Here is an 18,735-nt window from a genome sequence, read left to right as displayed (position 1 = left end):
GGATGAAAGTTCGAGTTCGATGGAGCGTTGCGATGCGTGGCCTTTTTTTGGCGGCGGCGATGTTGGGGACGGTGTCTGCCGCGCATGCGGCCGATATGCCCGATCTTCCCATCCTGCGCGGCAGCTTCACCGACGGTCTCACCAGGTCCAGCGTCAACTGGCAAGGCTTCTATGTCGGCGGGCAGGGTGGCTACGGCTCGTCCGATGAGAATTTCAACGGGTCGACCAGCAATATGATGGCGGCGCTGCTCGCAGACACCCTGATCGAGCAGGAGATGCAGGTCTCGCAATGGAATCTCGGCCTCGGAAAGGCCTCTCAGCGCAGCAGCGGATATGGTGCTTTCGTGGGCTACAATGCCCAATGGGACGATGTCGTGATCGGCCTGGAGGCCAGTTACCTGCACGGTAAGTTCGGCGGATCGACCACTGCCAGCGAAGCTCGCAGCAATACGCTGTCCGACGGCAACGTGCACACGGTGACGGCGAGCTCGACGGCTTCGATCGCGATCAAGGACATGGCAACGTTTCGCGGCCGGGCCGGTTATGCATGGGGATGCTTCCTGCCCTACGTGTTCGGCGGGCTCGCGCTCGGCAATGCCGATATCGTCCGCACGGTGAGCGCTCAGGATTTCGTGACGCCTGCCGGCGTTCTTCTGGGGCCGGTTTCCGCGAGCGAGGCGCAGCACAATCATCTGATCTACGGCTACAGCGGGGGTCTCGGCGTGGACGTCAACCTCGTCGGCGGTCTCTTCATGCGCGCCGAGTGGGAATACATTCGCTTCACTTCCCAGGTCGACACCAGTATCAACACCGTCCGCGCCGGCCTCGGCTACAAGTTCTGACGCAGCCGCGCACGCCGCGGTTGACAGCTCCGCGCCGTCCTGATGCTCTGTCGTTCCAACGCGGGGCGGCAGCGATGAAGATCTACGGCGACAGCAATTCCGGCAATTGTCTGAAGGTGAAGTGGGTCTGCGACAAGCTCGCATTGCCCTACCAATGGATCGAGATCGACACGCGCAAGGGCGAGACGCGCACGCCGCAATTCCTTGAGATGAACGGCGCCGGCCAGGTGCCCACCGTCGCATTCGACGACGGCCGCACGCTGGCGCAGTCCAATGCCATCATCCGCTATCTCGCCCGCGACAGCGCGCTCGTCCCGCGCGACGCCTTCATGGCGGCCAAGATGGACGAATGGCTGTTCTGGGAACAGTACAGCCACGAGCCCTATATCGCGGTGTGCCGCTTCCTCCTCGTTTATCTCGGCAAGGACGCATCCGAGCTCGACCCCGAAAAGGTCAAGCGCGGCTATGCGGCGCTCGACCGCATGGAGCAGCATCTTTTGGCCTCCCGCTTCTTCGCCGGTGAAGAGGTTTCGCTCGCCGACGTCTCGCTGCTCGCCTATACCCGCGTGGCGCATGAAGGCGGCTTCGATCTCGGCCGCTATGCCGCTCTCCGCCGCTGGATCGGCGAGGTCGAAGCGCTTCTCGGCCTCCCGCCGGCGCGCTGAGGTTGGAGTTGCCTGACATGAACGCCGAATCCGTCTCCATTCGCCGCGCGCGCCGCGACGACGTTCCAGCGATCGTGGCGATGCTCGCCGACGATCATCTGGGCCGCGCGCGCGAGCGCGTCGAGGATCCGTTGCCTGCCGCCTATTACGAGGCCTTCGCGCGGGTCGAGCGCGATCCGAACCTCACGCTCGTGGTTGCCGAGAGCGAGGGCAGGGTGGTCGGCTGCCTGCAACTCGCGATCCTGCCGGGCATCAGCTCGCAAGGCGGCGTGCGCGGCCTGCTCGAAGACGTTCGCGTTGCTTCGGATTGTCGCAGCCGCGGCATCGGCGAGCGGTTGGTGCAATGGGCGATCGCGGAAGCGAAAGCGCGCGGCTGCAGTCTGGTCGAGTTGCTGACGCATGCGAGCCGCGTCGATGCGCAGCGCTTCTACAAGCGGCTCGGGTTCGCGGCGAGCCACGTCGGTATGACTGTCCGCTTTTGAGGCAGCTCCTCGCGAGCCTTGCGCGATCAGCGAATTCGGATCGCGCGCTTGTTCATATTAACAGCTGATAAACTACCCAGCCGTCGTTCGCGTTGATCCGGGAACGAACGGTGCTAGGCAGCGTCAGACACCGGGCTCTGTCGGTTCGGGGATTTCGATGACAAGCTATTCAATGATCAAGGTCGGCAACGATTACGTCGTGCAGGCCAATGACAAGTGCATTTTGAAAGTCGGCAGCCGTCGCAGAGCCGCGCAATTGATCAGCGAGGCCACGGACTTGCTGAATGCGCTCGCGGTCGTCGAATCCCCTGATATCGCACCGGAAGCACCATCACGCCGCCGTGAGACGCCGGAACTTCCTTGACGACTCTTCCTGTTTCCCGTATCAGCCGCGGCGGGACACCTCCCCCCAACGGGAGGCTGACTATCTGGAAGGGTAGATATTATGACTGTAGCGAAGCCCGCTTCGCGGCCGAACGTGCCGCATTTCTCCTCCGGCCCCTGCGCCAAGCGCCCCGGCTGGAACGCCCAAAATCTCCAGGACGCAGCGCTCGGCCGGTCGCATCGCGCGAAGGTCGGCAAGACCAAGCTCAAGCTCGCGATCGATCTGACGCGCGAAGTGCTCGAGGTGCCCGCCGATTATCGCATCGGCATCGTGCCGGCCTCCGATACCGGCGCGGTCGAGATGGCGCTGTGGTCGCTGCTCGGTGCGCGCCCCGTCACCACGCTCGCCTGGGAATCCTTCGGCGAGGGCTGGGTCAGCGACATCGTCAAGGAATTGAAGCTCAAGGACGTCACCAAGCTCAACGCAGCCTATGGTGAGATCCCCGACCTCGCCAAGGTCGATCCCAAGAGCGACGTCGTCTTCACCTGGAACGGCACCACGTCGGGCGTGCGCGTGCCGAACGCCGACTGGATCAGCTCTGCCCGCGAAGGCCTGACCATCTGCGATGCGACCTCGGCCGCGTTTGCGCAGCCGCTGGACTGGGCCAAGCTCGATGTCGTCACCTTCTCCTGGCAGAAGGCGCTCGGCGGCGAAGCCGCGCACGGCATGCTGATCCTGTCGCCCCGTGCGGTGGAACGGCTGGAAACCTACAAGCCGGCCTGGCCGCTGCCGAAGATCTTCCGCATGACCAAGGGCGGCAAGATCAATGAAGGCATCTTCGTCGGCGAGACCATCAATACGCCGTCGATGCTCTGCGTCGAGGATTATCTCGACGCGCTGAACTGGGCCAAGTCGATCGGCGGCCTCAAGGCGCTGATCGCGCGTGCCGACGCCAACACCAAGGTGCTCGCCGACTGGAAGGCGAAGACGCCCTGGATCGACTTCCTGGCCAAGGACGCCGCGATCCGCTCCAACACCTCGGTGTGCCTGAAGTTCACCGATCCCGCCATCACCTCGCTGTCCGAGGATGCGCAAGCCGACTTCTCCAAGAAGCTGGTGGCGCTGGTGGAGAAGGAAGGCGCCGGCTACGACTTCGCGTATTATCGCGATGCGCCGGCCGGCCTGCGCATCTGGTGCGGCGCCACCGTCGAGGCCAAGGACGTCGAGCTGCTGACGCAGTGGATCGACTGGGCTTTTGCCGAGACCAAGGCCACGCTCGCCAAGGCGGCCTGAGTTCTGACCCTCCCCTGGAGGGGGAGGGTCGACGCACCGTCAGGTGCGGCGGGGTGGGGTGATCTCTCCACACGGCGCACTGGCGAATTTCGAATTCGCAGCTTCACCCCACCCCGGCGCTTCGCGCCGACCCTCCCCCTCCAGGGGAGGGTGTGAAGGACACATCCCATGACCAAACCCAAAGTTCTCATTTCCGACGCGCTCTCGCCCGCTGCCGTGCAGATCTTCAAAGACCGCGGCGTCGAGGTCGACTTCCAGCCCAATCTCGGCAAGGACAAGGACAAGCTCGCCGAGATCATCGGCAATTACGACGGCCTTGCGATCCGCTCCGCGACGAAGGCGACCGCAAAGATTCTCGACAAGGCGACCAACCTCAAGGTCATCGGCCGCGCCGGCATCGGCGTCGACAATGTCGAGATCCCCGCCGCCACGGCCAAGGGCATCATCGTGATGAACACGCCGTTCGGCAATTCGATCACGACCGCCGAGCATGCCGTCACCCTGATGCTGGCGCTCGCGCGCGAAATCCCGCAGGCCGACGCCTCGACCCAGGCCGGCAAGTGGGAGAAGAATCGCTTCATGGGCGTCGAGATCACCGGCAAGGTGCTCGGCGTCGTCGGCTGCGGCAACATCGGCTCGATCGTCGCCGACCGCGCACTCGGCCTGCGCATGAAGGTGATCGCGTTCGATCCGTTCCTGTCGCCGGAGCGCGCCAAGGACATCGGCGTCGAGAAGGTCGAGCTCGACGACCTGCTCAAGCGCGCCGATTTCATCACGCTGCACACGCCGCTGACCGAGAAGACGAAGAACATCATCGACGCTGCCGCAATCGCCAAGATGAAGAAGGGCGTGCGCCTGATCAACTGCGCGCGCGGCGGTCTCGTCGACGAGCAGGCGGTGGTCGATGCACTCAATTCCAAGCACATTGCCGGCGCCGCGTTCGACGTCTTCGTCGAGGAGCCCGCGAACGCCAACGTGCTGTTCGGCCATCCCAACGTGATCTGCACGCCGCATCTCGGCGCCTCCACCACAGAAGCGCAGGAGAACGTCGCGCTCCAGGTCGCCGAGCAGATGTCGGATTACCTGCTCACCGGCGCGATCTCGAACGCGGTCAACTTCCCCTCGATCACGGCGGAAGAAGCGCCGAAGCTGAAGCCGTTCATCTCGCTCGCCGAGAAGCTCGGCTCGTTCGCCGGCCAGCTCACCGAGACCGGCATCCTCAAGGTCGAGATCACCTATGAGGGCCACGTCGCCGAGATGAAGATCAAGGCGATCACCTCCGCCGTGCTGTCGGGCCTGCTGCGGCCGATGCTGGGCGAGGTCAACGTGGTGTCCGCGCCCGTCGTTGCCAAGGAGCGCGGCATGGTGGTGGACGAGATCGTGCGCGCCGCCCAGAGCGACTATGAGAGCCTGATCACCGTGACGGTCGCGACCGAACGCCAGGAGCGCTCGGTCTCCGGCACCGTCTATCACGACGGCAAGCCGCGCCTGGTCGACATCAAGGGCATCCGCGTCGACGCCGAGTTCGGCAAGTCGATGATCTATGTCACCAACGAGGACAAGCCGGGCTTCATCGGCAGTTTCGCTGGCCTGCTGGGCGACGCCAAGATCAACATCGCGACCTTCCATCTCGGCCGCGTCGAGCAGGGCGGCGACGCTATCGCGCTGGTCGAGGTCGATGGCGCGGTCCCGGCGGACGTGCTCGCGAAGGTGCAGGCCCTGCCGCAGGTCAAGCAGGTCAAGGCGCTGACGTTCTGAGACGCTGACATATTCCGACCCGCGGAACAACGCCGCCTCCGTCACGGGAGGCGGCGTTTTTATTTTCCGCGCCTGCCAAACTTTGTGTACCAATGGCGCCAGGACAACTCGTTCAAAGAGCGCTCCGTTCAAAATCGCTCGACAAGGGAGAAAACAATGCGTGAAGCCGTCATCGTTTCCTATGCGCGCACGGGCCTCGCAAAATCCGGCCGCGGCGGGTTCAACATCACGCCGCCGATGTCGCTCGCGGCCCACGCCATCCAGCACGCGGTGAAGCGCGCCGGCGTCGACAAGGATTATGTCGAGGACTGCTATCTCGGCAATTGCGCCCATGGCGCGCCCAACATCGGCCGCCAGGCCGCGCTGCTCGCCGGCCTGCCGAAGACCACCGCCGGCGTATCGGTGAACCGGTTCTGCTCCTCGGGACTGCAGACGATCGCGATGGCCGCCAACTCGATCCGCTCGGACGGCGCCGACTGCATCGTAGCCGGCGGGGTCGAGAGCATCTCGATGCCGGGCGGCGGCACCCCGAAGGAATCGATCGATCCTGAATTGCTCAAGGTCGCGCCCGATATCTTCATGGCGATGATCGACACCGCCGACATCGTCGCCGAGCGCTACAAGCTCAGCCGCGAATATCAGGACGAGTTCTCGCTGGAATCGCAGCGCCGCATGGCGGCGTCGCAGCAGGCGGGCAAGTACAAGGACGAGATCGTCCCGATGAAGACCAAGATGAAGGTCGTCGACAAGGCGACCAAGGCGGAGAGCATCGTCGACTACGTCGTCGATCGCGACGAGTGCAACCGGCCCGAGACCACGATGGAAGGTCTCGCCAAGCTCGAGCCGGTGAAGGGTCCCGGCAAGTTCGTCACCGCCGGCAATGCCAGCCAGCTCTCGGACGGCGCCGCCGCCGTGGTGCTGATGGAAGCCAAGGACGCCGAGAAGCGCGGCCTCAAGCCGCTCGGCCGCTTCGTCGCCTGGGCGACCGCGGGCTGCGAGCCCGACGAAATGGGCATCGGCCCGGTGTTCGCAATTCCGAAGCTGCTCAAGCGCACCGGCCTGAAGGTCGACGACATCGACCTGTGGGAGCTCAACGAAGCCTTCGCCAGCCAGTGCCTGTACTGCCGCGACCAGCTCGGCATCGATCCCGCCAAATACAACGTCAACGGCGGCTCGATCGCGATCGGCCATCCCTTCGGCATGACCGGCGCCCGCCTCACCGGCCACCTGCTGCAGGAAGGCGCGCGCCGCAAGGCCAAGTGGGGCGTCGTGACGATGTGCATCGGCGGCGGCCAGGGCGGCGCCGGCCTGTTCGAGATCTACAGCTGATCCGGACCGCCACCGTCGTTTGAAGACAGGACAGCACGGCGCCACGAGCGCCGTGTTTTTTTGTCCGCGCCTGTGTATCTCACCGTGCATAATATGCCAGTAGAAACCTGGCGTGGGGAGTTCGTTACCTCTCGTATGACGGGTATCGTGCACAAGTACGTATTCATACGTGCCGGTAAATTAACGGTAGTTTCCTCGCCCTGACGTTTCATACTCGCATCAGCCACAACCGATTTTTGAAGCCAAGATGCGATTTCTCTCCCTTCGTCTCACCCACAAGATCACCGCGATCGGCGTCATCGGCGTCATCGGTGTCGTCCTGATCGGCGGCATCCATCTCTACGGCGAGAACGCGATGGCGTTCTATCGCGACGCCGCCGAGAAGGCGCGCACCATCTTCGAGCTGAACAACAGGATCGCCGTCGAGCTGCTCGAGGGACGCCGCGCCGAGAAGGACTTCCTCTTGCGCAGCGAACCGGCCAAGGCGCAGCGCCAGGCCGAGATCAGCCAGCAGGTCTCGCTCGATATCGAGAAGCTTCGCGCCAGGATTTCAGGGCTCGGCAAGCCCGAGCTGGTCGCGAGGATCGACGCGATGACCGCATCGCTGAAGACCTATCAGACCCGTTTCGCCGCGGTGGTCGAGCAGAGACAGCGGCTCGGACTCGATGAAAAGTCCGGTCTCGAAGGCCGCTTGCGGGCCTCGGTCCACGACATCGAGACCAAGGTCGGCGAGCTCCGGAATCCGTCGCTCAAGGTGACCATGCTGATGATGCGAAGGCACGAGAAGGACTTCATGCTGCGTCGCGACGCCAGATACGGCGACGACATGAAGAAGCGCGCGGCCGAGTTTGTGACGGGCCTCGACGAGCCCTCCATTCCCGCCGATGCGAAGGCCGAGTTGCGCCAGAAGCTCGCCGATTACCAGCGTGACTTCTTCGCCTGGATGGAGACCGCGCTGGCTCTGGGAATCGAACTCAAGGCGATGTCGGAGGCCTTCTCCGCGGTCGAGCCCGTCATCGAGCAGGTGTCGCAAGCGGTCGACCAGATCCGCGCCGAAGCCGACCGGCTGAACGATGCCCAGCGCGACAGCATCCAATGGTGGATCGGCGTTGCGATCGCGCTGATCGCATCCGTCGTGCTCGGCCTCGGCATCTTCATCGGCCGCTCGGTTTCCAAGCCGCTGTCGGCCATGCGCGCGGCGATGATCGAGCTCGCCAACGGCAATTTCGCCATCGTGCTGCCCGGGCTCGGCCGTCCCGACGAGATCGGCGAGATCGCGCAGGCCGTCGAGACGTTCAAGGTCAATGCCGAGCGGAAGGCGCAGGAAGAGGCGGAAGAGAAGATCAGGCAGGACAAGCTTGCCGCCGAGCGCCGCCGCGCCGACATGATCAGGATGGCCGACGATTTCGAAGGCGCGATCGGCGAGATCGTCGAGACCGTGTCGTCTGCCGCCAACGAGCTCGAGGCGTCGGCGACCTCGCTGACCACAACCGCCAGCCGCTCGACCGAGCTTGCCACGCTGGTCGAGGCGGCCTCCGAAGAGGCCGCGACCAACGTGCAGTCGGTGGCCTCCGCGGCGGAGGAGCTGACCGCCTCCGTCCACGAGATCAGCCGCCAAGTGCAGGCCTCCGCGCGCATGGCCGGCGAAGCCGTCAGCCAGGCCGGGCAGACCAACGACCGCGTCAGCGAATTGTCGAAAGCGGCTGCGCGCATCGGCGACGTGGTCGAGCTCATCAGCGCCATCGCGGGTCAGACCAATTTGCTGGCGCTGAACGCCACCATCGAGGCCGCGCGTGCCGGCGAAGCCGGGCGCGGCTTTGCGGTGGTCGCCTCGGAAGTGAAGGCGCTGGCCGAGCAGACCGCGAAGGCCACCGGCGACATTGGTCAGCAGATTTCCAGCATCCAGGTTGCGACGGAGGATTCGGTCGGCGCCATCAAGACCATCGGCGGCACCATCGAGCGGCTGTCCGAGATCTCCTCCACCATCGCTGCCGCCGTGGAAGAGCAGGGCGCCGCGACCGGCGAGATCTCGCGCAACGTCCAGAACGCGGCCGCCGGCACCACGCAGGTGAGCGCAAACATCAGCAGCGTGCGCCAGGGCGCGACCGAGACGGGCTCGGCCTCCTCGCAGGTGCTGTCCGCGGCGCAGTCGCTGTCGAACGACAGCAGCCGGCTGAAGATCGAGGTGAGCAGGTTCTTGGACACCGTGCGCGCGGCGTGATGTCTGAGTTCTAGCGCGTCGATGCTTCCACATCGTCATGGCCGGGCTTGTCCCGGCCATCCACGTCTTGCCTGCGGTACCTAGAACGTGGATGCCCGGGACAAGCCCGGGCATGACGCCTGTGGCGACGCCTACGCCCCCGCCACCACCGGTGCGAACACCACTTCGATCAGCGTGCCGGAATTCCCCGCGCTCTTGATGTTGAAGCGGGCGCGGTTGGCCTCGACCAGGGCCTTGGTCAGCGACAGGCTTAGCGCCGAATTGTCTGCGGCGTCCCCGGGCGGCGGGGTGCGGAACGGCTCCATCGCGGCGGCGACTTCGCGCTCGGAGAGGCCATGGCCGGTGTCGCGGATGCGCAAGCAAATCTCGCCGCGGTCGGACAGCGCGGTGGAGACGATGACCTGGCCGCCGGCGCTGGCAAGCCTTATCGAGTTCGAGATCAGATTCATGGTGATCTGCCGCATCGCGCGCGCGTCAGCCGTGACCTGCGGCAGCGCATGCGCGAGCGAGGTGCGGATGATGATGCGCTCGCGATTGGCCTGCGGCTGCATCACGGTCACGCAGGCTTCGACGAGGTCGTTGAGGCTGAGGTTGGCGAAGTTGAGATCGAGCTTGCCGGTCTCGATCCGCGACAGCTCCAGCAGATCGTCGATGATCGCGATGACGCGCTCGCCGGAGGCACGGATATCCTTCATGTATTCGCCATAGCGCTCGTTGCCGAGCGTGCCGAAGCGTTCGGAGATCATCACCTCGGCAAAGCCGATGATGGCGTTGAGCGGCGTGCGGATCTCGTGGCTGATCCGCGCCAGCATGTCGGCCTTGGCGTTGGCCGCGCTGTGGACGAGGTGGCGCGCCTGTGTCAGCTCGCTCTCACCCTTCTTGCTCTGCGAGAGATCGCGGAACACGGCGAAGAAGTTCGGGCCGTCCGGCCGCGTGCGGCCCATGATCATCGCGAGCGGAATGACGCCGCCCTTCTTCTCGCGTCCGAGCACCTCGCGGCCGTGGTCGAGCAGGCTCGAAATGTCCTGGCTCTTGAGGCTTTCGAGATAGTCGGCGACGATCTGCCGGCTCTCCGGCGCGAACAGCGTCGCCAGATTCTGCTCGAGCAGGTCGGCGCCGTCATAGCCGAACAGCGCTTCGGCGCTGCGGTTGCAGGCGTGGATGTTGCCTTCGGCATCGAACATGACGATGCCCTCGGCGGTGGTGTCGAGGATCGCGGCGAGATCCTCGGCATCGGCATCGCCGGCCGCGGAGTCCAGCTCGGGCGCGTAGGGGAAGGATTCGGCGACAACAGATTCAGTGACGATCGTCTGTGCGATCACGGACGCCGCGACGCTGGGCGCCGCCTGCGGCAGCGCGCAGATGAGCGCATGCGCGCTTTCGCCGTCCCAGTCGATCGTGTGCAGATGCGCCTCGGTGGTCGCAAGCGGCTGCTCGCCGTTCGCGAGCGTCGCGCTGATCGTGACAGGCGTGCCGGCTTGCGAGGTGCTGCTGGCCGAGGACACGCCGGGCTCGACATAGAGCGCATCGAGCCCGCCGGCATTCTCCAGCGCGTTGATGCCGGCATAGCCCATGCGCGCGAGGAAGGCGGGGTTGGCGTAGAGCAGGCGGTCGAGCCGGTAGATCAGGATCCCCGTCGGCAACAGGTCGAGCAGGGTGCGGTCGCGCGCGCTGGCGCCGCGCGCCGGCGGCGCGGGCTCGGTCAGCCATTCGGCCGGCGCGTGGGGCGGTTCGGGCTCCGGCGCCGGCGGCTCTATGGTGGTCTCCGCCACAGGCTCGGAAGCTTCTGCCGCGATCGTCTCGCGCTCGCGTTCGAGGCGCTCGGACAATTGCCGGGCGAGCTCATTGAACGCGCTGTTCTCGACCGGCGTCAGCGTCGGCGATCTCTGATCACTGAGTGATCTGACGTCGCCGTGCGGGCGGAACGGCACGACATTCGGAGGGGTTTCGACTGGCGTTTCCACTGACGTTTCCGGATCGGTTGGGTGTGAATTCGCGTCGCTGGTGGGCTCTAGCAGTTCAGGTTCGGGTGTTGGCTCGGGCTCGGCTGCGGGCGGCTCGATCGGCGGAGGCGGCGCCTCCGCGACCGGCTCGGCCTCGGGCGCGACCAGTTCGGCAGACGGGCCGTGCTGCGCCGGCGGTTCGGTCACCGTCTCGAAGCGCCTCATCGCTGCGAGACGGTTGAGGCCGTCGAGATCGCGGCAGACGCCAAAGCCCTTGAAGCCGGCAAAGTTGCGCGACTGGTCGTAGACCGGCAGGCCCGCGAGCTCGACCGGCAGATGCTCGCCGCCGTCAGCTGGCCAGTTCACGGTGATCCCGGCCCAGGTGTCGTGGCTTGCAAGCGCCTCCGCGACGCGGCCATCAGGATCGAGCGAGAATTGTTCGGCGATCTCGCGCCAAGGGCGGCCGAAGCCGGCGGCGGTGCGCGCGCCGATCAGGCGGATGAATTCGTCGGAGAGAAGCACAAAGCGACCCTCTGCATCCATCTGCCAGAGGAAGCGCAGCGGATGCTGACGCGGTGCGGGCGATTCTTGGCCCGACGACTCCCGGCCAGACGATTCCTGGCCCGACGGCGGCTCGACCATGCCTGATGTGATCGGCGCAGCCTGCGGCGACACAATGGCTTGGTGCGGGTTTTCAACCGGAGTCTTTGGCGCGATGTCGGCGGTCTGGTCCGGCGTTTCGCGAGCTGGTTCTCGAACAGGCTCTTCGGCCGCGTCCTCAATCCTTGCCGAGCCCTGCGGTTCAGGCGCGGTCGTCTCGGTTGCCGTGGGCGCCTCGATCGGCTCGGCGAACGCATCGAACAACGAGATCCCGGCCGATCCGTCCTGCGCCGGTGGCGGCTCGCTCGGCGTGGCCGCGGCCTGCGGCGCAGATTCAACCGGCGTCTCGTTTGCGGCTTCCGCCGTGCTCTCTTGCACGGCCGCTGCGGGCGCAGCTTGCCTGGCCGGCTCGATCAGCGCGATCAGGCCGACATCGGCCCCTAGGCCGACCCGTTGCAGCACCATCTGGCCGATGCCGATCGGCGTTTCGACGCGGCCCTCGCGCAGCGCATCGTTGCGCGCCTGTTCGAGGCCGGCCTCGCCGAGATCGCGGAAGCCGAGCAGGGAGCGGGCGGCCTCGCTGGCGCCGACGAACAGGCCGTCGGGCGCGAACGCCGCCATCGGCATCTTCGCGTCTTCGACCAGGCGATGCAGCCGCTCGACCAGCGGCATGGTGCGCAAGGTCGCGTCCATCGCGGTGACGAGCACCGCGTGTCCGCCATCGGCAAAGTCGAGCCGGGCGCAGGCGCAGGTCATCAGCGTGCCGAACCGGGCGCCGAAGCCGCGCAGACGTTCGAGCCGCACGGTGCCATTCGCGGGCAACTGCCGGGCGAGCCGGGCAACCTGGCGGCGATGGGGGTCGGCCGGACCGAACACTTTGTCCGCGAGCGTTGCGCCGTTCGCCGCGCCGAACAGCTTTGCGCCGACCGGATTGGCCCACAGCACGCGCGTCCCGTCGATCGACCACAGCCATGTCGCGAGCTGCGAGGTCGCATGCACGGCCAGCCGGGGATCGCCCACACCTCGCAACTGGAAATCCGAACTCGTCATCCGACCGGCTGTGTCTCACGCTTGAAGCTGGCGGCTGCCGGGAATGACAGCCTTAAGAAAGGGTTAGTATCGCCCGCGCCCGCGGGCAGGTCCACGGCCCCGGTCCGCGGCGGCGGCCCTAAGCCGCGATAACCTTAATCAGCCCGAACCCGCAAGCCGCCGCCCGGTTCATCCAAGGGATTCGAGGCGAGGCGCTCTCCGCCGTCATTCCGGGGCGCGCTCAGCGCGAACCCGGAATCCATCGGGCCGCAGAGACGGTGGTGGAATGGATTCCGGGCTCGCGCTGAGCGCGCCCCGGAATGACAGCGGGCTAGCCCGACCCACCCACCTCAACCCCCGGTTCCCCCATACCGGAACCTCATCCTAACCTAGATTAAATTTCGCAGCGCACCCTGTTGGCGCATTGCGCTGCACAATGTTGACACGATAGGCAGCCATAATGCTGAGCGCTGGGCGAGCCATCTCTTTGTTTCGCGTTTCCAGTCTTTCGTACCCGCTCAATGTGTGACGGCCCAGACCGGGGGCCGGCGGGCGCGCCAGAAGGCTCACTCCATTTTTTTCAATTAGCGTGAGGGACAACCATGACAGGTGCGACTGATCCGTTTTCTGCCTCGATCATTCCGTTCGAGGTCCCCGAGCAGATGCGTGCGTTCGCCGAAAAGGGCGTGTCGCAGGCCCGCGAAAACTACGCCAAGTTCAAGGACGTGGCCGAGAGCCACAACGGCACCGTCGAGGCCGTGTTCACCTCGGCCAGCAAGGGCGCGAGCGAATACACCGCCAAGCTGGTGGAGTTCATGAAGGCCAACACCAGCGCCCAGCTGGACTTCGCCCAGCAGCTGTTCGGCCTGAAGTCGCCGGCGGAAGCGCTGGAGCTGTGGACCGGCCACACCCGCACCCAGCTCGAGACCCTCCAGTCCCAGGCCAAGGAGCTGGTCGAGCTCACCCAGCGCGTCGCCGCCGAGACCGCCGAGCCGATCAAGGCCAGCGCCTCGAAGTTCTACAAGCCCGCCGCCTGAGCGGTGAGGCAGGTTTGAACTGGCGAAACCCGGGCCAAGCGCCCGGGTTTTTCTTTGCCTCTCCCGCTTGCGGGTATGCTGGTAGCCACGAAGGTCGTCATGCCCGGGCTTGTCCCGCCTGCGCGGCCGAAGCCGCTTCGGCGAGGCGAAGGCCCGGGCATCCACGTTCTCAGTGCCGCGCGCAAAGGCGTGGATGGCCGGGCCAAGCCCGGCCATGACGATGTGGGAGCCTGAGCGCCTAAAGCTTCAGCGTCACACGCGGTGCCCTGCTCGAGCGGACGGCGGGCAGCGTAACCCCTCGATGCCCGCCATCAAGCCCGATTTCGTCGCATCGACGGCGATTTCAGCTGGTTTTTCGCCCCATTGCGGCCTTGCCAAACCGGGCCGTTGCACCTAGTTTCCGCCCCGTCCAGCCCCCTAGGTCGACGGCCTTTTCAGGTAGCCCCGAGGGCGGCTCGCCAGGATGCAGTTGTAGCTCAGTTGGTTAGAGCGCCTGTCTGTGGAACAGGAGGTCGGTGGTTCGAGCCCACCCAACTGTACCAGCGCCTCCACGTCAGCCATCCAGCTTGTCGAACGGTCTGAGATCAGCAGCTCTCCTGAAGCCAAGTCACTTTAATCAAAGATTGAACGTGCATGCGTCTCAACCGGCTTCTCGGATTGGGACTGAGCGCTCTATCGTCTTCGCATTGGGCCGAGGCTCGTTGGTCGTCGGGGTGGTGCATGATTGGTGGAGCTTCGGAGAAAGTAGGGGGCGCGAGCCGCCCGGATAGTGTCATTTGGTACGAGCGCCTGGCTGGTGCGGCGCTTGTCACGGGCTTGGGGTCGGCTGCTGCGAATCCCGCCAGCCTCGCCAAGTACTACAGCCTGTATCCAATCGGCTATCCGATCATGTTCCTTTGCTCCATCTTAGGGCAGTCGCTTTGGATTTGGCTGATTGCGCGAAAGCGACAGAATTGGGCTCGCTGGATCAGTCTCGTCATGGTCATTATCGGAATTCCGAGCGTCATCATCGACTTCGACGAACGTTTCCGGCTCAACGCTGTTGCGGCGATCCTCTTTCACATCGGATATCTATTGTTGGTAGTCGCCGTGGTGCTGCTCTTTCGCAGCGACGCCCGCCAGTGGTTCTCGCGCGCGCGTGTCGCGCCAGACGTCTAACGATTGTGTTGCTCTTTCAGTAGCGTCCCTTGCGATATATTTTCAACGTTCCCGGAAAATGAAGTGCCGCGAGTACTGCTCATGCAACGGAGTAAGCACTGGTCGAGCCGCGGCAAAGACGGAAGAACTTTCATTGTCAGTTAAGCGCACTGTCACCGTAATTCGGAGCGATATTTTCATGCATTCGCCGGGCGATAGTTTCCGCCTGAACGCATGGGTGCCGCAGCCGTAACGCAAGCAGGGAATTGCGGTGAGGGTGCACGAAAGACGTTTGCGCGGACAGTGCACCAAACCCTCGACGCGGGGAGTGCCCCATCCGCAACGCTGTTCAAAGCCAATTCTGTCCGCCGTCACCGTAGCTCCTCGTTCCGCAATGCGCTATCGGTAGTGAACCAAAGACGTTCAAGGACCAACAAGCCAGGCAAAAACCATCGTGAGTTTCTTCGAGCGTCTCAAGACAGAAGCATCCGTTGAGTGGCGGGCCTACACCGAACATCCCTTTACGAACGGATTGGCGGACGGCTCGCTCTCTGAAGCTGCGTTTCGTCACTACCTCGTTCAGGATTACCTGTTCCTCATCGAGTTTGCTCGCGCCTACGCGCTCGCGGTCTACAAGTCGCCCAGGCTTGCCGACATGCGTGAAGCAGCGGCCGGCCTGTCGGCCATCCTCGATGTCGAGATGAACCTGCATGTGAAGCTCTGTGCCGATTGGGGCCTATCCCCGGCCGATCTTGAACAGGCCCCTCCGGCGGCCGAGATGCTGGCCTATACACGCTACGTGCTCGACGCTGGAATGCGCGGCGATCTGCTGGCACTCAAGGTGGCGCTTGCCCCCTGCGTGATCGGGTACGCCGAGATCGCAACGCGGCTCGCCTCGCGACCCCATGCGGACGCTGCGACGAACGCCTATCGCGTCTGGATCGCGGAGTACGCCGGCGTGCCGTACCAGGAGGTCGCTGCCAAAGCCCGTGCGCACCTCGACCATCTCGCCGATCTCTACGCCACGCCGGCCCGCGAGGCCGAGCTGACTGCGATCTTCAAGGAAGCCACCCGGCTCGAGGCAGACTTCTGGGAGATGGCCTGGCGCGAGGGCCAGCGTGTTGCCGAGTTACGGTGACAGTGCGCGAAACTCCTACGGAGCTGCATCCCGCCTCACGCAATCATCGCCTTGATCTGCGCCGTGTCCGCAAACTCGATCAGCTCGGCGATCTTGCCATCCTGAAATCTGAACAGGTCCAGGATCTCGGTGCTGAAAGTCTTTCCGCTCGGATTGTATCGAACGAGAACCCGGGAATGGACTGCAACGCGATCCCCGTCGACCAGCTCAGCCAGGATCTCGCGGCTTTCGAAGCCGAAGGTGGCAGTGAACTGAGTGAAAGCCCCGCGCAGGGTCGGGTGCCCCTCCATGCGTCCCGTCAGTTCGAGCGCACCCTTGTCGCCCATCAAGGTGAAGTGGCCGTCGGGATGAAAAGCCGCCACCAGGCCTTCGACGTCGCCGTCGCCGCGCGCGGCGTAGGCGGTCCTGATCAATGCGAGCATGTCTTCGCGCTGTGCCATGTGCCCCTCCCTGAAACACGTATCAGGGCAGCCTAGCGACCTTCGCGTGTAAAGGCAAAATCTTCGAGACGATGCTGCGCGTGCTCAGCGCGCCACCACCCAAACCACCACCGGCAGCGTCGCCGCCGCCAGCAGCGTGCCCAGCGCCACCGCCCCCGACACCGGGTTCACCAGCCGCTGATACTGCACCGCGAAGATGTACGCATTCGCGCCGGTCGGCATTGCCGCGAACAGCACGACGACACCGGCGGCCAGCGGCGGCAGGTCGAGCAGCTTTGCCAGCACGAACGCGGCCGCCGGCATCGCCGCCAGCTTGAGCGCGCACATCACCAAGATGCTCAGCTTCTCGCCCTTCACCTCGAAGCGGAACAGGTTGATGCCGAGGGCGATCAGCGCCGTCGGCGAGCCCGCCTGCGCGAGCAGCTCGATGGTGCGGTCGACGACCGGGGTGAGGCCGAGGCCGGTAAAACGCCAGACCACGCCGAAGCCGATCGCCAGCATCAGCGGGTTGCGGGCGAGGTCCGTGAGCACCGGCCAGATCACCGACAGGGCCGAGCCGGTCCGCTTGCGGTTGACCAGCTCCATCTGCAGGATGCCGCAGAGCCAGAGCAGCGGCGTGTTCACCGACAGGATCAGGGCCATCGGTCCGGCGGCCTCATTACCCAGCGCCGAGAGCGTCAGGGGAATGCCGAGCATCACGATGTTGCCGTAGACCGAGCCGATCGCGAACACGACGCCGTCCTCGCGATCTTCCCGCGGCGCGCGGAGCAGCGCGGAGATCGCGAGCGCCGCGATCCAGATGACGGCCAGCGCGCCGTAATAGGCGCCCCACATCCTGTAGGGGCTGACATCGGGGAATTCCGACACGACGATGGTGCGGAACAGCAGCGCTGGGATCGCGATGCTGAAGGCGAATTCGCTGATGCCCTTGTGCGCGGCCTCGGAGACGAAGCGAAACAGCACCGCGGCATAGCCGGCCGCGATCAGCGCAAACACCGGCGCGACGATCAATAGCGTGGCCATGCGCCGCTACGACCCCAGTCCGATGATCCGGCGTGCCATCCGCCCATTGGCATAGTCGATCATCTTGCCTTCCAGCGTCACCGCCCCTGATGACGGTGGCAGTGCTTGATGACGGTGATAGTCCACAAGAACGCCCGCACCGCAGAGCCCACGTTAGCCGCAAGGCGGACCAAAGACAATTTTGTGCACCGCCCCCGTAACCGATCTCTCACGTAGAAATCCGGTAGAAGTCCCGGGAAAGCGGCCGGACGGCAATTGTTGGAGGGCAATCTCGTGTAACCTGAATGCATTCTCTGATCGATTTGGATCCCATGCCCCTCGCCGCCGACCGTCTCCTCGCTGCCGTCGAAGCGATCTACGATACAGCAGCGAGCCCATCACTCTGGCCATCCGCTCTTGGCAAGATCGCAGGCTGCTTCGATGACGCCGGCGCGATCCTGCAATGGCGAAGGGACGACGGGGCCTTCGGAGCCATCGCCTCCGAAAGCCTCGCGCCGGCGCTCACCGACTATGGGACGCGTTGGGCGCAGCACGATTTCAAGGCCGAACGTTGCATCTCGGCCGGCCTTTACGTCAGCGGCGAGCCCTTCACCGATCGACACATCGGCCCGATCGACGACGCCTACCTCAACCATCCGTTCAGCAGGGAATTCCTTGCAAGGCACGGTTTGGGCTGGTTCGGATCGATCGGGGTGTCACCCGACCCCCGGATCATCGTGGCTCTCAGCGTGCAGCGAGCCTTCGCCAGGCCGCAGTTCTCCGACGCCGAACTGGACCTGATAGCGACGCTCGGGCGCCATGCCGAGAAATCGTTGCGGCTGTCGATCAGGCTGCTTGATACCGAACTGGCCAATCTGGGCCTTGGCGACGCCCTCGCGCGGATCGGCATCGGCGTGTTCGCGCTGGACTCGTCCGCGCGTGTGCTGTTCGCCAATCCGGTGGGGGAGAGCCTTCTCGGCGAGGTGTTCGACCTCGTGAACGATCGTCTGCGTGTTCGCATGGTGGCGAGCCGGGCGCCGTTCGAGGCCGCCATGACGCAAACGCTTCGCGCCGAGGCGCGCGATCTGCTGGCCGAGCCGAGACCCATTCTCGTCGAGTCGAGCGCAACAGGCAGGCGTTTCGTCATCTACCTGCTCCCGATCACCGCCGGCGCACTTTCAGACGGCCATTTTCTGACCCGCACGCGAGCGATCGTGCTCGCGATCGAGCAGAAATCTGCCGAGCCTCCGGATCCCGCCATCGTGCGGGACATCCTGGGCTTGACGCTCGGGGAGGCCAGGATCGCCTCGCTGGTGGGCTCGGGCGTTCCGCCGAAACAAGCTGCGGGCCGGCTCGGGATTGCCGAAGACACGGCGCGCAATGTGCTGAAGCGCGTATTTCAGAAGCTCGGCATATCCAGGCAAAGCGAGCTCGCGGCACTGCTCGGCCGGCTCGTGTTGCGAGGGCCTTGAGTCACCGGCCTTTGAAGGATCA

The 18,735-nt window shown here is 64.9% G+C and carries 15 protein-coding genes and 1 tRNA gene; 13 read left to right on the top strand and 3 right to left on the bottom strand.

Annotated elements, in window-relative coordinates; translation table 11 throughout:
• Positions 1 to 32: 32 nt before the first annotated feature.
• The 8 genes from XH81_RS11645 to XH81_RS11610 all read left to right on the top strand — a co-directional run bounded on the left by XH81_RS11645 (position 33) and on the right by XH81_RS11610 (position 8,915).
• Positions 33 to 842: an outer membrane protein gene (locus tag XH81_RS11645; RefSeq protein WP_028140518.1), complete on the top strand. Its 810-nt coding sequence runs from the start codon at positions 33 to 35 to the stop codon at positions 840 to 842.
• Positions 843 to 916: 74 nt separating this feature from the next.
• On the top strand, positions 917 to 1,507 hold the full coding sequence (locus tag XH81_RS11640) for a glutathione S-transferase family protein (protein ID WP_028140517.1): 591 nt from the start codon (positions 917 to 919) through the stop codon (positions 1,505 to 1,507).
• Between the two features lie 17 nt (positions 1,508 to 1,524).
• A complete protein-coding gene (locus XH81_RS11635) occupies positions 1,525 to 1,989 on the top strand; it encodes a GNAT family N-acetyltransferase (protein ID WP_028140516.1) in 465 nt (154 codons plus the stop codon).
• 172 nt (positions 1,990 to 2,161) lie between these two features.
• On the top strand, positions 2,162 to 2,353 hold the full coding sequence (locus tag XH81_RS11630; protein ID WP_240536301.1) for a hypothetical protein: 192 nt from the start codon (positions 2,162 to 2,164) through the stop codon (positions 2,351 to 2,353).
• Positions 2,354 to 2,434: 81 nt separating this feature from the next.
• Entirely contained in the window at positions 2,435 to 3,607 is a 1,173-nt protein-coding gene (locus XH81_RS11625) for a phosphoserine transaminase (RefSeq protein WP_028140514.1), read from the top strand.
• A gap of 168 nt (positions 3,608 to 3,775) precedes the next feature.
• A complete protein-coding gene (serA, locus tag XH81_RS11620; protein ID WP_018318279.1) occupies positions 3,776 to 5,365 on the top strand; it encodes a phosphoglycerate dehydrogenase in 1,590 nt (529 codons plus the stop codon).
• Positions 5,366 to 5,521: 156 nt separating this feature from the next.
• Entirely contained in the window at positions 5,522 to 6,694 is a 1,173-nt protein-coding gene (locus XH81_RS11615) for a thiolase family protein (RefSeq protein ID WP_028140513.1), read from the top strand.
• Between the two features lie 247 nt (positions 6,695 to 6,941).
• Positions 6,942 to 8,915: a methyl-accepting chemotaxis protein gene (locus XH81_RS11610; protein WP_028140512.1), complete on the top strand. Its 1,974-nt coding sequence runs from the start codon at positions 6,942 to 6,944 to the stop codon at positions 8,913 to 8,915.
• 131 nt (positions 8,916 to 9,046) lie between these two features.
• Here the strand turns inward: XH81_RS11610 and XH81_RS11605 are convergent, their stop codons facing one another.
• Entirely contained in the window at positions 9,047 to 12,508 is a 3,462-nt protein-coding gene (locus XH81_RS11605; protein ID WP_028140511.1) for a PAS domain S-box protein, read from the bottom strand.
• Between the two features lie 581 nt (positions 12,509 to 13,089).
• Between XH81_RS11605 and XH81_RS11600 the strand changes: the two genes are divergently transcribed.
• The 4 genes from XH81_RS11600 to tenA all read left to right on the top strand — a co-directional run bounded on the left by XH81_RS11600 (position 13,090) and on the right by tenA (position 15,799).
• Positions 13,090 to 13,524, top strand: a complete 435-nt coding sequence (locus tag XH81_RS11600; protein WP_028140510.1) for a phasin — start codon at positions 13,090 to 13,092, stop codon at positions 13,522 to 13,524.
• Between the two features lie 465 nt (positions 13,525 to 13,989).
• Positions 13,990 to 14,066: transfer RNA gene (locus XH81_RS11595), tRNA-His, on the top strand.
• Positions 14,067 to 14,244: 178 nt separating this feature from the next.
• Entirely contained in the window at positions 14,245 to 14,682 is a 438-nt protein-coding gene (locus XH81_RS11590) for a hypothetical protein (protein WP_028140509.1), read from the top strand.
• 433 nt (positions 14,683 to 15,115) lie between these two features.
• Complete coding sequence (tenA, locus tag XH81_RS11585) at positions 15,116 to 15,799, top strand: thiaminase II (RefSeq protein WP_028140508.1); 684 nt, start codon at positions 15,116 to 15,118, stop codon at positions 15,797 to 15,799.
• A gap of 35 nt (positions 15,800 to 15,834) precedes the next feature.
• Here the strand turns inward: tenA and XH81_RS11580 are convergent, their stop codons facing one another.
• Positions 15,835 to 16,239: a nuclear transport factor 2 family protein gene (locus XH81_RS11580; protein ID WP_028140507.1), complete on the bottom strand. Its 405-nt coding sequence runs from the start codon at positions 16,237 to 16,239 to the stop codon at positions 15,835 to 15,837.
• An 84-nt stretch (positions 16,240 to 16,323) separates the two neighbouring features.
• Positions 16,324 to 17,262: an AEC family transporter gene (locus XH81_RS11575; protein ID WP_028140506.1), complete on the bottom strand. Its 939-nt coding sequence runs from the start codon at positions 17,260 to 17,262 to the stop codon at positions 16,324 to 16,326.
• 311 nt (positions 17,263 to 17,573) lie between these two features.
• On the opposite strand from XH81_RS11575, the gene XH81_RS11570 reads away from it, so the two are divergent.
• Positions 17,574 to 18,713, top strand: a complete 1,140-nt coding sequence (locus XH81_RS11570) for a helix-turn-helix transcriptional regulator (protein ID WP_028140505.1) — start codon at positions 17,574 to 17,576, stop codon at positions 18,711 to 18,713.
• Positions 18,714 to 18,735 lie beyond the last annotated feature (22 nt).

The organism is Bradyrhizobium sp. CCBAU 25360, from assembly GCF_028128695.1.
GTDB classification, from domain to species: Bacteria; Pseudomonadota; Alphaproteobacteria; order Rhizobiales; family Xanthobacteraceae; genus Bradyrhizobium; species Bradyrhizobium ottawaense.
This window is presented reverse-complemented; position numbering and strand designations above follow the sequence as displayed.